The 14,168-nt window shown below is 70.0% G+C and carries 7 protein-coding genes; 5 read left to right on the top strand and 2 right to left on the bottom strand.

Annotation, left to right across the window (positions count from 1 at the left end; all coding sequences use genetic code 11):
• Window positions 1-98: 98 nt before the first annotated feature.
• Window positions 99-266, bottom strand: coding sequence for a DUF5670 family protein (locus tag RV983_RS00760; protein ID WP_475983799.1), 168 nt, complete (start codon window positions 264-266; stop codon window positions 99-101).
• A gap of 596 nt (window positions 267-862) precedes the next feature.
• Here RV983_RS00760 and RV983_RS00755 point away from each other — a divergent pair.
• The 5 genes from RV983_RS00755 to RV983_RS00735 all read left to right on the top strand — a co-directional run bounded on the left by RV983_RS00755 (window position 863) and on the right by RV983_RS00735 (window position 12,484).
• Window positions 863-5,512, top strand: coding sequence for a family 78 glycoside hydrolase catalytic domain (locus tag RV983_RS00755; RefSeq protein ID WP_475983798.1), 4,650 nt, complete (start codon window positions 863-865; stop codon window positions 5,510-5,512).
• 428 nt (window positions 5,513-5,940) lie between these two features.
• Window positions 5,941-6,990, top strand: a complete 1,050-nt coding sequence (locus RV983_RS00750) for a glycine-rich domain-containing protein (protein WP_475983797.1) — start codon at window positions 5,941-5,943, stop codon at window positions 6,988-6,990.
• Window positions 6,991-7,589: 599 nt separating this feature from the next.
• On the top strand, window positions 7,590-8,231 hold the full coding sequence (locus tag RV983_RS00745; protein WP_475983796.1) for a glycine-rich domain-containing protein: 642 nt from the start codon (window positions 7,590-7,592) through the stop codon (window positions 8,229-8,231).
• Window positions 8,232-9,050: 819 nt separating this feature from the next.
• Complete coding sequence (locus RV983_RS00740) at window positions 9,051-10,685, top strand: ABC-F family ATP-binding cassette domain-containing protein (protein WP_475983795.1); 1,635 nt, start codon at window positions 9,051-9,053, stop codon at window positions 10,683-10,685.
• Between the two features lie 80 nt (window positions 10,686-10,765).
• Window positions 10,766-12,484, top strand: coding sequence for an ABC-F family ATP-binding cassette domain-containing protein (locus RV983_RS00735; protein ID WP_475983794.1), 1,719 nt, complete (start codon window positions 10,766-10,768; stop codon window positions 12,482-12,484).
• Between the two features lie 498 nt (window positions 12,485-12,982).
• Here RV983_RS00735 and RV983_RS00730 read toward each other — a convergent pair whose 3' ends face one another.
• Window positions 12,983-14,104, bottom strand: a complete 1,122-nt coding sequence (locus RV983_RS00730) for a cytochrome P450 (RefSeq protein ID WP_475990181.1) — start codon at window positions 14,102-14,104, stop codon at window positions 12,983-12,985.
• Window positions 14,105-14,168 lie beyond the last annotated feature (64 nt).

Raw genomic sequence — 14,168 nt, 5'->3', positions numbered from 1 at the left:
GGATGCGTCTGCCCCCGTACGGGGTGGGGAAGCGCGAAGGGTGGGGTTCGCGGCCTGTCGGCTGCGCGAACCCCACCCGTCGAGTGGGTTGTGTCAGGTCACCATCGGTACCAGCGGCGGCGTCCGCCGCCTTCGGCCGCGCGGAAGACGAAGCCGAGGGCCCACACCACCAGCACGATGATGGCGATCCACCACAGTGCCTTGAGGGCGAACCCCGCGCCGAACAGGATCAGGGCGAGCAGCAGGACAAGCAGCAAAGGAACCATGTCATCAACCTCCTGACGTCGCGTCTGCCCCGCAGGCCGGGTACTACGCGTGAACGGGGCGGGGCGGGGCGGGGTGGACTCGGCCGCGGGTCGCGGTCCGTGAGTTCGGTGAGGTGAGTGGGCAGTGCGGCGGTGTGCTGGGCGGGGGAGCGGGCGCGCTGCCGCATGCCGTGGACCTGCTGGGTGGGGCGCTGCTGTTCCCCGTTCAGGGCGCTGACGACGACGAGCCCGGCGGTCAGCGCCGGCACCAGCCATTGCCTGCACACGAGATGACGCTGCGCGGTGGTGAGCGTGCGCCGGGATCCCAGGGTCCGCTTGGCTCGCGCGGCAGACCGCTGCGGAGATGTGGCGCGAGCCGGCGCGAGCGGGGCTCAACGCCCGCTTTCGTGGACCCGCCCCGGCGTGGGCGATGGGCTCCTGGGCCGGGCCACCGGGTCGGCTCGTTGTCCCGTGGATGTGATGGTCCCGTCGACTTAAACCGTTTCATTGATCTCTCGAATCTGTTCCATCAAATCTGTCCAACTCGTTGCCATGGAGGGGTGATCACCGCCAGGGTGGCATTGAAGCGTTTCAGTACCCCTTCTTGAGGAGCGCCCGTGCGCCAGCAGATCGCCGCGGTGGTCGCTGCATCAGTCCTCGTCGTGGTGGCACCCACGACGGCGACGGCAGCGAGTCCACCAGCCGCCCCAGCCGCCCCCGCCGCCGCAGCAACGAGCGTCGGCGATTTGACGGTCAACGCCCTTGACGACCCGCTCGGTATCCCGTTGACGGCGCCCACCCTCGGCTGGCAACTCGACTCCGAGCGCCGCGGCGTCACGCAGCGGGCCTACGAGATACACCTCGCCACTTCGGCCGACCGCCTCGACCACCCCGACGTCTGGAACAGCGGCAAGGTCACCTCCCGTCAGTCGGTCGACGTCCGCTACGGCGGCCCCGCACTGCGGCCGCACACCGACTATGTCTGGTCTGTTCGGGTATGGGACGACCGGGGAGTTGCCTCCGGGTGGAGCTCGCCCGCCACGTTCGGCACCGCTCTGGGTGACCAGCCGTGGACCGCCGCGTGGATCGGTGCGGACACACCGGCGCTGGGAGCCAAGTGGACCGACTACACGGTCGAGTTCACCGCTTCCGACATCAACGGGGCGCTCGGCGTCTACTTCCGCGGTCAGGACACCGAGAACGCCTACATGTGGCAGATCAGCGACACCGATGACTCGCTGCGCCCGCACGTGAAACGCAACAGCAACTACTCGGTCCTCAAGGCGACACCGTTCCCGACCGGGTTCGACTTCGCCGCCGAGCACGACTACGCGATCGCCGTCGACGGCGCCACGATCACCACCACCGTCGACGGCAAGCAGCTGGACCAGCGCACCGATGCGACGTTCGGCGGCCCCGGCACGATGGGCTTCCGCACCAGTGGCGCGGAGCGCGGTCTGGTCAGCGACGTCACGGTCACCAGCGCCGACGGCACCGTCCTGGTCGACACCGCCTTCCCCGCGGGCGACCGCACCTTCGCGTCCGGCACCCTGACCGCCGGCGGCCTGCGCGTCGACAGCGCGGGCGGCGAGGCCTGGCTGCGCCGCGACGAGCCCGTCCCGCTGCTGCGCAAGGAGTTCGAACTCGGCGGCAAGAAGGTCGCCCGGGCGCGCGTCTACGCGTCGGCGCGCGGGGTGTACGCACTGCGCCTCAACGGAGCGCGGGTGGGCAGCGCCGAACTCGCACCCGGCTTGACGGCGTACGACAAACGCATCGACTACCAGACCTACGACGTGACCCGGCAGGTCCGCACCGGCGCCAACGTACTGGGCGCCGAGGTCGCACCGGGCTGGTACAGCGGCAAGGTCGCCATGTTCGGCACCGACGTCTACGGCAAGGACAACTCGGTGATCGCCGAGATGCTGGTCGAGTTCACCGACGGCACCAGTACCACCGTCCGTACCGACGGCACCTGGACCACCACCGGCGGTCCGACCCGCGAGGCCGACCTGCTCGACGGCGAGTCCTATGACGCACGGGTGGCGAAGCAGGTCGGCGGCTGGGACAAGCCCGGCTTCGACGACGCGAACTGGGCCACGGCGGAAGTCCGCGACGAGCCGGTGAACGTACTCGAACCACAGACCGCGGTCGACGTACGGGTCACCCAGGAGCTCAGGACCGCGAAGCGGATCGACTCGCCGACCGACGGCGTCTACCTTTACGACCTCGGGCAGAACATGGTCGGCCACGTGCGCCTCACCCTCAAGGGCGAGCCGGGCCGGACGGTGAAAATCCGGCACGGCGAGGTGCTCAACCCCGACGGCACGCTCTACACCGCGAACCTGCGCACCGCGAAGGCGACCGACTACTACACCTTCGCCACTGACCAGCCGGAGACGTTCGAGCCGTCGTTCACCTTCCACGGCTTCCGGTACGTCGAGATATCCGGCGTCGACCGGGCTCCCGCGGCCAAGGACCTGGTCGGTGTCGTCGTCGGCACCGACGGCGACCTCACCAGCAGCCTCGACACCAACTCCGACCTGGTCGACCAGCTGCACAAGAACATCGTCTGGGGCATGCGCGGCAACTTCCTGTCGATCCCCACGGACACCCCGGCGCGGGACGAGCGGATGGGCTGGGCCGGCGACATCAACGTCTTCGCCCGGACCGCCGTCTACAACATGGACGCACAGTCCTTCCTGACCAAGTGGCTGCAGGACCTGCGGGACACCCAGCGCCCCAACGGTTCCCTGCCCGGCGTCGCCCCCGTGGTCCCCGGCCGCTTCGACGGCGGCTACGAGTCGGCCGGCTGGATGGACGCCGGCGTGCACGTGCCGTGGACGCTGTGGCAGGGCTACGGCGACTCCAACGTCATCCGCGAGAACTACGACATGATGAAAAGTTACGTCGACTTCCTGGACGCCGACTCCACCGGCCACATCCGCTCCGCCGGCGGCTATCTCGACTGGCTCAACCTCGACGACGCGACCCCGGCCGACGTACTCGACACCGCGCTCGTCGCCAAGAGCACACGTGAGTTCGCGCAGATGGCCGCTGCCATCGGCCGCGACGGCGACGCGGCGGCGTACCAGCAGCGCTACGAGGCGATCAGGTCGGCGTACCAGGCGGCGTTCATCGGCGCCGACGGCACCGTCAAGGGCGACAGCCAGACCTCGTACATCCTGACGCTGACCAACGACCTCGCCCCCGCCGACCGGCGCGACAAGGTCGTCGCGAAGTTCGTCAAGACCCTCGAGCGCCGCGACTACCACCTGTCGACCGGCTTCCTCGGCGTCGACGGACTGCTGCCCGCCCTCACCGAGGCGGGCCGCTCCGACATCGCCTACCGGCTGCTGCAGCAAAAGGACTACCCGTCCTGGGGCTACGAGATCGGCAAGGGCGCGACCACGGTCTGGGAACGCTGGAACTCCATCAACCCCGACGGAACCTTCAACGACGTGGGGATGAACTCGTTCAACCACTACGCGTACGGCGCGGTCGGCGAGTGGATGTACCGCACCATGGCGGGCGTCTCGGCTGCTGAGCCGGGCTACCGCAAGGTGCTCATCGCCCCGGAGCCCGGTGAGGGCATCGACCACGTCGACTTCAGCCACCAGACGCCGTACGGCACGGTGCGCAGCGCATGGGACACGACCGGCGGGGCGATGAAGCTCGACGTCACCGTGCCGGCGAACACCACCGCCCAGGTGCGCATCCCGGCGCCGAACCGCTGGGCGGTCACGGAGGGCGGCAGGCCGGTCAGCGAGGTCGACGACGTGACCTACGTCGAGCAGGCCGACGGGGACGTGGTGCTGGAAGTCGGCTCGGGGCACTACGCGTTCGCGGTCGACCCGGTGCTCGGGGACCTGGGGGCGGCGCGGGCGCAAGCAGCGTCGTTCGCCGACGATGTCGACGGGCTGCAGGTGCGCGGTCCCGGCACGATCGCCAAGGGGCACCTGCAGGTGCGCACCGCCCTGATGCGGACCGAGCTCGCAGCCGCGTGGCGCCTTCAGGGTCAGGGTGCGGACGAGCGGCTGACCGCCGCCGCGGTGCACCGTGCGCTCGCGGGCGTGGCAGACCTCGACCGATGGACGCGGACATACGCCGAGCAGGGCACGATCGACAAGACGGCGGCCACGGCACTGCGTGACGCGCTGACCGGCATCGAGCACACCCTGTCGCGGGCATCGTCGCGCCTGGTCGGCGCAGTGGCCACGCTGGACGTGCCGGCCGGCGAGATCCTCCCGGGCGATGTCGTCCGCGTGACCGTGGCGTTGAAGAACACCGGCAAGCGGCCGCTGAGCGGCGTCGAATCGTCCCTGCAGGCACCCAGCGGCTGGACGGTGAAGCCGGTGGGACGGCACGCGTCCACCACAGGCGCGGGCAGTACGCTCAAGCACGCCTACGACGTCACGGTCGCGACCGACGCGCAGGCGTCCGTGGCCGACCTCACCGGCTCGGTGTCGTACCAGTACGCGGGAGGAACGGCGACGCTACCGGTGTCGGCGGGCTTGCCGGTCGCCCCCGGCGTCGCCATCAGCGGTGTGTCCACCACGCCTGACCCGGCCGGCCCGGGTGAGGAGGCCACCGTCGCCGCCGTGCTGACCAACCGCACCGATGTGGTGCAGTCCGGCAAGCTCACGCTCGCCCTCCCTGACGGCTGGCCGACGCCTGACCCGGTCGGCTACCACCTGAACCCGGGACAGCGGACAACGGCCGAAGCCGTCGTGACGGTGCCGCTCACCGTCGTCGAGCAGAAGGCCACGGTCACCGTGGCGACGGGCCCGACGGCGACGGAGCAGGCGACCGGCACGATCGCTGTCTCGCTGCCCGCCCCACCCGCGCAGTCGAGCGACCACGTCGACCTCGGTGACGGGCCGTCGGAGTCCGCCCACCGGCTGACGGCGTCGGAGCACTCGGGGACCAGCATCGAGGCGGGACTGACCCGGCGCTACACCCACTCCTCCTACCCGGGCGGCTGGTTGGAGTTCGACGCCGCCGTACCCTCCCATGGCCGCTTCGTGGTCCGCATCGTCGAGACCTTCGACGGCGCCCGGCGCAAAACCTATGACGTCCAGGTCGACGGCAAGGTGGTGCACAGCGTCGACCTGAAGCGAAGCGAGGAGGGCCAGGGCACCATCACCCACCAGTTCGTGGTCGAACCCTCCGCCGGCACGTCGGACGGCACCGTGCGGCTCCGCTTCCAGGACACCGGCGCCGACTACGACCCGTCGATCGCCGATGTGTGGGTGATACCGGTCGACTGAGTCGCCGGCGACCGCCGTGTGCCTGAGCACCCCTGCGGCGGGGTGCTCAGGCACCCGACCCACCGCAGGGTGCCGACCCGGGCGACAGTCCCTGCCGAGGAGCGCGTTGGCGACGGACTCAAGGAGCTCCGGGGCAAGTGGCTGACGGCCCGTGTGGGCGCCGGCGACCGGCTCGAGGGCTTCGGCCCCGCCTGACGCGCGGCACGGCGCAGCACAGCGGCCCGGCACCTCACCAATGGGGTGCCGGGCCGCTGCGGTGTGTCCGGGCCGAGGTCACCCGGTCGGCTACCGAATGTGCACTGCTCGCTACGCGGGGCGATTCTTGCTGTGGGCTCGTTGCTGTCTCCGACAGCTCCTCTCCTTGATGAGCGGCATCAGCCGCGCGTTGCGGGCCCCTTGCTGGAGGTGACGTGTTGTCCCGAATAGCCATGCCTCAGGCGTCCGTGTGGCGGCGAGGCGGTATCCGGATGTGGACGTTGGCCACGGGTGTGGCCCTGGCGTCCAGTGCGCTGACAGGTGCCGCGAACGCGGGGAGCGCCAGTGGTGGCGCGGTTGATGCCGTGAAGCCCCGCGCTCAGGTCGCTCTCGCTGACCCGTGTTTCCTCTTCCCGGACTTCCCTGGGTATTGCCCAAGCCGCCCTGGCCGCCACTGGCATCCAGGCCGCCCCGGCATTCCCGGTCCTCCCGGCCCGCCTGGGCCTCCCGGTCAGCAGGGGCCCGCTGGGCCTGCCGGGCCACAGGGCCCCGCTGGGCAGACGGGGCCGAAGGGCGATCCCGGCGATCAGGGAGTTCAGGGGCCTCCAGGGCAGCAGGGCCCCGCTGGGCAGACGGGGCCGAAGGGTGACCCCGGCGATCAAGGACCCCAGGGGCCTGCCGGGCCGTCGGGAACCGGCGCTGTCCCGCACGACTTGGTGGACTTCACCCAAAACGGGACGTTCACCCCGCCCGCCGGGCTCACCCAGGTCTTCGTACAGGTGTGGGGCGCTGGCGGCGGCGGCGGTCCAGGCATAGTGGGGCTCCCGCTCGGCGGAGGTGGCGGTGCTGGTGGTTTCGCCTGGTGTTCCGTGCCGGTGCAGCCCGGAACGGCCTACACGGTGACCGTCGGCCAGGGCGGTGCTGGTGCTCCGCCCCTCGGTGCAGACGGTGCGAGCGGGACGAATAGCACCCTGGTAGGGCCTGGCGGTGTACTCGCGCAAGCCACCGGCGGCGCCGGCGGCCATCCTGGGCTTATTCTCGGCCCCTCGAGTTCCGGCGGAATGGGCACCTGTGCGCTCCCTGCCAAGGGCACGACCCGTGCCGGCGCTGTGGGCCTGGCTCCCATCAGCCTCACCGGGCCGCCAGGACAAGGAGGCAAACCCGCGGTCAGCGGCATCGTCGAACCGGCCCCGATCGGTGCGGCCGTGGGCGGCAATGGCGGTACGGGCCTCCTGCTAGCAGCCCCCGATGGCGGCAACGGATACGTCGTCATCTGGTGGTAGCGGGCTTTCGCCTCGCCTGACCAACACCACACGGTGGCCCGGACCCCCACCGAGGGGATCCGGGCCACTGTTGTACCTGCCGCCGGCCCGAAGGGAACATCACGTGCATGTGGACGACACCAGGTCGCTGACTTGTTCGCCGGTGACGTCCGGGACCGGCCGGCCCGGCGTTGCGCGTCTGGTGCGGCTCAACGATCGGCCGCTGCGGCCGGGATGCCCATACTCGGCACATACCGGGAGCGGGCAGTGCTCGATCCGTTCCGGTCTGCGGGAGTGCGGCCCGCATGAGGCGACGGCCGCAGCGGACATGGAGGCACCGGTCAGCGTGTGTACCGATCCCGACGCTGACGTGGACACTCTGTTCGAAGTGGAGCAGCTGCCTGCCCCCGTCGGCCGGTTCGCGTGACGCCCGGCATGTCGCCCACCCACGAGACGGTGTCCGGTTGGTCATGGTGGCACCGGAAAACCGTTTGGCCGGTGACCATGGAACAGGGATACTCCGCTGGGCGCCGGGTGGGGAGGCTGCGTGACGGTGTTCGTGTGCGCCGAGTGCGACGCGGTGCTGAGTATCCCGCTGTCGCAGGTCGCGTTCCCCGCGCATGCCCGGCAGAGACTGGGACCCGCAGGGGCCGCCGGGAGTCGCCCCGGCTCACGGCCTGCTGGATTATGGCGATGCCGGCACCTTCGAATTCGTCCCGCCCGCGAATGTCACCACAGTCTTCGTCCAGGCGTGGGGCGGCGGCGGAGGTGGTTCGGGTGGTGACGCCGCCGTCAGTGGCTCAGGTGGTGGCGCCGGGGGCTTCGCCTGGTGCGTCCTGCCCGTCCAGCCCAGTACACCGGTCACGGTGATCGTAGCCGCAGGAGGCCTGGGCCAATTCGGCCCTGTAAACGGCTTTGACGGTCAAAACAGCGGGGCGATCAACGGCCTCGGTAGTTTCGTGACCGGCCGCGGCGGCTTCGGCGGGCAGTACGTGCGCCCAACTGGTGGTGCGGGCGGCACGGGCGACTGTAATAGCAACCAAGGCACGGTCCGTCAAGGCGCCAACGGCGGTGCTGGAGCGCTCGCCGGTAGCGCGCCCGGCCTGGGAGGCCGTCCGGCAGTCGACGGCATCGTCCCACCATTGCCAGCAGGTGCCGGCACCGGCGGCACCGGCGGCACCGGCGGCACCCGCGGTGCCGGCCACGGCCCCATCACCACCGGCGACAACGGCGGCAATGGATACGTCGTCATCTGGTGGTAGGCAATTCCGCTTCGCCTGACCCGAGTTGAGCCGCAGCGCAGCGGCCCGGAACCCCACCGAGGGGATCCGGGCCGCTGTACATGCGCTCAGGCCCGCCGACGCGGCGACTTGCGCGGCCGCCCGCCCTTGCGGTCCCACCCCGCCTCGAAGAGCCGGAGCTGCCAGTCGTCTCGGCGACCGGCGTGAAGGGTGATGGACGCCGGCGAGCCTGACGGGACGACCGACCACGAGCCGAGAGAGTTGATGCGTCCAGAGTTCCGGCCGCGCCGCGCCGGACACCCCCTACGCGGGACACCAGGGTCCTCGACGCGGCAACGGGCGAAGGTGTGCGGCGACAGGCGAAGGTAGAGCTGCATCGGCGCATCGCGGGGGATGCGACCGGCCAAGGTGGGCGCGGCTGGCGTCCCCCGTGATCTTGCGCTTGCTGCTTGCACTCATCCTGTGGCCGACGCGGGAGCGGGTGCCTGGGGCGCTCGCACCTCGTTCAGCACCATTCCCCAGTGCGTCTCTTTGACAAGGCACCGGCAGCCCGGTCCCGGCGCATGATGGCGTGAGAACCGCGCCTGGGACGCGGGTGTCGGGGGAGGGACGAGAGGAGAGGGGAACGGGTTGTTATGCTGGACGTGACCTAGGACGTACATCAAGGAGTCATAGACATGGCGGGTGACGACGACATCTCCGGGTGAGATCCGGATTTGACGGCCACCGGTCGGCGCTTGGAAGCGCTGCCGAGGTGGTCGGCTTTGTCGTTCCTCTTTCTTCCCCGTCTGCCCAGGGCAGAGGTCTATGCTCTGCCCTCAGTACCTTGAGGTCATCTCCATGTCCGACGCTTCCGTCGTCTGCTCGAACGTCTCCTTCGTCTGGCCCGACGACACCCCCGTCTTCCACGACCTGTCCTTCTCCGTGACCCCCGGCCGTACGGGCCTGGTCGCACCCAACGGCGCCGGCAAGAGCACCCTGCTCAAGCTGATCGCCGGCGAGCTGAAGCCCGGCACCGGCTCTGTGTGGGTGAACGGCACGCTCGGCTACCTCCCGCAGACCCTGCCCCTGACCAGCGACCTCACCGTCGCCGAGGTGCTCGGCGTCGACGCGGTCATCCGGGCCATCGACGCTGTGGAGTCCGGGGACGTCGACGAGAAGCATTTCGCCACCATCGGTGACGACTGGGACATCGAGGAGCGCACGCGCGCCCAGTTCGACCGTCTTGGCCTGGCCGACCTCACCTTGGACCGCAGCCTGAGCACGCTCAGCGGCGGCCAGGTGGTCTCCCTCGGCCTCGCCGCCCAGCTGCTCAAGCGCCCCGACGTCCTCCTGCTGGACGAGCCGACCAACAACCTCGACCTGCAGGCCCGGCACAACCTCTACGACGCGCTGTCGGACTTCAACGGCTGTCTGCTCCTGGTCAGCCACGACCGCGCGCTGCTGGACCGCATGGAACGCATCGCCGAACTCGGCAGCGACGAACTGCGCCTGTACGGCGGCAACTTCACCGAATACGAAGAGGCTGTGCGCGCCGAGCAGGATGTCGCCGAGAAGAACGTCCGCAGCGCCGAGCAGGAACTGAAGCGGGAGAAGCGGGAGCTGGTGCAGGCTCGCGAGCGCGCCGAGCGCCGGGCGAGCAACGCCGCCAAGAACCTGAAGAACGCCGGTCTGCCCAAGATCTTCGCCGGCAATATGAAGCGCGGAGCGCAGGAGGCCGCGGGTAAATCCGGCACGATGCACGCCTCCCGGGTCAGCGAGGCCAAGGCCCGCCTCGACGAGGCCGGGCGGGCCCTGCGCGATGAGCAGCGGCTCACGCTGGAGCTGCCCGACACTCAGGTGCCCGCAGGCCGCAATCTGTTCCTCGGCGAGGGCATGCAGGTCCGCCTCGGGGACAAGGACGTGTTCACCGCGGGCGGTGTCGACCTGAACGTCCGGGGCCCCGAGCGCATCGCGCTGACCGGTCCCAACGGCGCCGGCAAGTCCACCCTGATGCGGCTGGTCAGCGGCGGTCTCACCCCGGCGAGCGGGGAGATCACACGCAACGACGGGAGGATCGCCTACCTGTCGCAGCGCCTGGATCTCCTGGATCTGGACCGCACCGTGGCGGAGAACTTCGCCGCGTTCGCGCCGGAGCGGCCCCAGGCGGAGCGGATGAACCTGCTCGCCCGGTTCCTCTTCCGCGGCCCGCGGGCCCATCTGCCGGTGGGTGTGCTCTCCGGCGGCGAGCGGCTGCGCGCCCACCTGGCCTGCGTGCTGTGCGCGGAGCCGGCCCCGCATCTGCTCCTGCTCGACGAGCCCACCAACAACCTCGACCTGGTCAGCGCGGGCCAACTGGAGAGCGCGCTCAACTCCTACCAGGGCGCCTTCATGGTGGTCAGCCACGACGAGCGGTTCCTCGCCGAGATCGGGATCAGCCGCTGGCTGCGACTGACCGACGGGGCACTGAAGGAGACGGCGGCACCTGCGGTGTGACCCGCCGACGTGTGACGTGGCCCGCGTCCGAGGCCGTGCGCCCGGCGGGCCCACCACCGATCACGTCAGGACGGCAACTCGTGCAACTCACTCTGCTCGCCCACGACCTCGTCCGCACTCTGGGTGGTCGCCGCGTCCTGGACGGCGTCTCCCTCACCGCCTCCCCCGGGCACCGCATCGGCCTGATCGGGGAGAACGGCGTCGGCAAATCGACCCTGCTGCGGCTGCTCGCCGGCCTGGAGGAACCCGAAGCGGGAAGCGTCACCCGCCCCCGCGACCTCGGATTCCTCCACCAGGAGATGACCTTCGACCCGGACTCGACCATTGCCGCCGTTCTGGACGAGGCGCTCCGCGAGGCACGTGAGGACCTCGCCGAACTGGACCGGCTCGGCGAGGAACTGGCACGCGTCCCCGAGGACGACCCCGGGCACCAGGAGCTTCTCGACGCCTACGGCAGACGTCTCGAACAGGCCCAGGACCGGGAGTCCTGGGACGCCGACCGCCGCGCCTCACTGGTCCTGGACGGCCTTGGCCTCGGCGGGTTCGGCCACGACCGGAAACTCGGCTCACTCTCCGGGGGGCAGCGCGGCCGGCTGGCCCTGGCCGCGCTGCTGGTCCGGCGGCCCTCCGCACTGCTCCTGGACGAGCCGACCAACCACCTCGACGACGACGCCGCCGCCTTCCTTGAGGAACAGGTCCGGTCCCTGCCCGGCACCGTGGTGACCGCCAGCCATGACCGGGCGTTCCTCGACGCCGTCAGCACCGACCTGATCGACCTCGACCCGGCGCTGGACGGACCCGTCCGCTACGGCGGAAACTACAGCGCCTACCTGTCCGAGAAGCACGCCGAGCGCCGGCGTTGGGAGCGGCGGTATGCCGAGGAGCAGGAGGAACTGGAAGAACTGCGCGAGTCGGCGGGAGTGACCGCGCACCGGGTCGCACCGGACCGCGGCCGCGTCGACAACGAGAAAATGGGCTACGGCCACCGGGCCGGCCGGGTGCAGCACTCGGTCTCCCGTCGAGTGCGCAACGCCACCCGACGGCTGGAGGAACTGGAGCGTGTCCAGGTCACCGAGCCGCCGCGTCCGCTGCGATTCGCCGCCGGGGAGCTGGCGAGGCGAGCCGCGGAGGGCACGGAGCCGCTGGTGACGCTGGAAGACGTACGGGTCCCGGGCCGGCTGGCACTGGACGGTCTGGAGGTCGCGGCGACCGACCGGTTGCTGATCACCGGCCGCAACGGGGCCGGCAAGTCGACGCTGCTTGCCGTCCTCGCCGGACGGCTCCCGGCCGAGGGCGAGGTACACAGGCAGCGCCACCTGACGGTCGGGCTGCTCACCCAGGACACCACCTTCGAACAGCCCGCACGCACGGTCCGCGACACCTACGAGACGGCGGTGGGTCCGACGCGGGCGGCGAAGGTGCCGCTCGGCTCGCTCGGGCTGATGCACCGGGCCGATCTGGACAGATCGGTCGGGGAGCTGTCGGTGGGGCAGCGCCGCCGGCTGGCGCTGGCACTGCTGGTGGCCCGTCCACCGCATCTGCTGCTGCTCGACGAGCCCACGAACCACCTCTCCCCCCGTCTGTGCGACGAACTGGAGGAGGCGCTCGGAACCGGACCAGGTGCGGTCGTCGTCGCCAGCCACGACCGCTGGCTGCGCCGACGCTGGCAGGGCCGGGAGTTTCGACTCGCCCCCGGGCCCGGCCTGTTGCGGGTGGATTCCTCGGGCGATTCACCGCGGGAGTGGGGGCGGCTGCCGGGCAGCTCCGCGCACTGCGGGCCTCGGATACACAGGAGTTGATCCTGCCGCGTGACGGCGATGTGAGCTGTCCGGCGCCGGTGGGGGAGCCGTCCCGCGTCCTTTCGCATGCCTGCGTACCCGCTTCGGGGCTGTCTTTGCCGATTACCGCATGGCGTCCCGGGGCTCTGGCGGGGTGACGATCACCTCGGCATGATGATCTTGCGTGCTGGTGCCGCGCGTCCTGCTCGTGGAAGATCACCGCCGTACCCGCGGCGGCGCAACCCCACCTGGGGCTAGTAACGGCGCCTGCCCGGAGAACCGCTCGTTCTTGGCGTCAAGGTGGCGGCGTCCACTACTCGCGGTAATCAAACACGCGAGCGGCCGCATCCGGATCCCGGGTGCGACCGCGATCCCACCGCGCCCAGGGTCACACAGACAGCCAAGAACCTCGTCATGGACCTCGAAGACACGTGGACGACCGCGGTTCCTGATCCGAGAACGGGACGGAAAGTTCCCCTCACCCAATAGGGGGCGGAGCAACCGCCCTCAGCTGCCGCGTCAACCGTCACCCTGCTGGATGTGCAGATGGATCGGACCCCGAAGAACGGGGCTGGGCCGGTACGGCGGCGGGTCGGCGACCAGCCTGGGGCGGTCGAGCCGGCGTACCAGTTCGGTCAGCGCGATCTGGGTTTCCCGCCGGGCCAGCGGGCCACCGAAGCACAGGTGGATGCCGCTGCCGAACCCTAGGTGCTGATTGTCACGTCGATCCGGGTCGAAGCGGTCGGGATCGTGGAAGCGCTTCGGATCGCGGCTGCCCGAGGCCAGCATGAGCATGATCTGCGAACCCTTGGGGATGACGGTGTCGGCGACGGTGATGTCGCTGTACGCCGTCCGCCAGGGAATGATCTGCACGGGGGGCTCGTAGCGCAGCAGCTCCTCGACCAGCGGCACGACGAGGTCCGGTTCGTCGCGCAGTCGCTGCAGCACCTGCGGGTGGCGCAGCAGCGTCAGCATGCCGTTGGTGATGAGGTTGACGATGGTCTCATGGCCGGCGATGAGGAGCAGTTTGGCAGTGGCGACGATTTCGGCGTCGGCCATCCGACCGTCGGGCCCGTCGTCGTTGGCCAGCCGTGACAGCAGGTCGTCTCCCGGCCGGTCGTGGCGCTGTTCCACCATCTCGCCGAGGCAGTGGCGCAGGTCCTTGCGGGCCCGTACGCCCTTGTCCAGTTTCTCCTTCGGGTCGGTCTTGGGGTCGAAGTCGATCGAGTTCATAATGTCGTTCACCCAGAGGTGGAACCTCGGCTCGTCCTCGCGTGGCACGCCGAGCAAGTGACAGATCACGTTTACGGGGAGCGGGAAGGCGAAATCGTCGACGACGTCGATCTGCTGCTTGCCCGCCAAACCGTCGATCAGGCTGCCGACGGTGGCGGTCAAGAAGCCTTCAAGTCCGATCACCAACCCAGGGGTGTGCGGAGGGCCGAAGTGACGCGTCGCCATACGCCGCAGGCGATCGTGCTCGGGCGAGTCCATGTGGATGAACGACGACGCGGCCCCTCCCTCGGCCGAGGGCATCGGACGCGACAGATTGCGCACGTCGGAACTCAGATGCGGGTCATTCAGCACATCCGTGATCTCACGATAGGCACTGATGACGTAGCTTCCGTCCTCCTGCCGAGCCACCGGCGTCCTGCGCAACTCGGCGTACAGCGGGTAGGGGTTGGCCCTGGCGGAGTAGTCGAAGATC

It is taken from the genome of Streptomyces sp. RLA123 (assembly GCF_056270165.1).
The sequence above is the reverse complement of the archived record's forward strand: the minus strand, read 5'-3'. Positions and strand labels throughout refer to the sequence as shown.

Bases quoted from the DNA above. Each gene is read 5' to 3' on its own strand.
- RV983_RS00760 (WP_475983799.1), bottom strand. From the start codon at position 266: ATGGTTCCTTTGCTGCTTGTCCTGCTGCTCGCCCTGATCCTGTTCGGC.
- RV983_RS00750 (WP_475983797.1), top strand. From the start codon at position 5,941: ATGCCTCAGGCGTCCGTGTGGCGGCGAGGCGGTATCCGGATGTGGACG.
- RV983_RS00745 (WP_475983796.1), top strand. From the start codon at position 7,590: ATGCCCGGCAGAGACTGGGACCCGCAGGGGCCGCCGGGAGTCGCCCCG.
- RV983_RS00740 (WP_475983795.1), top strand. From the start codon at position 9,051: ATGTCCGACGCTTCCGTCGTCTGCTCGAACGTCTCCTTCGTCTGGCCC.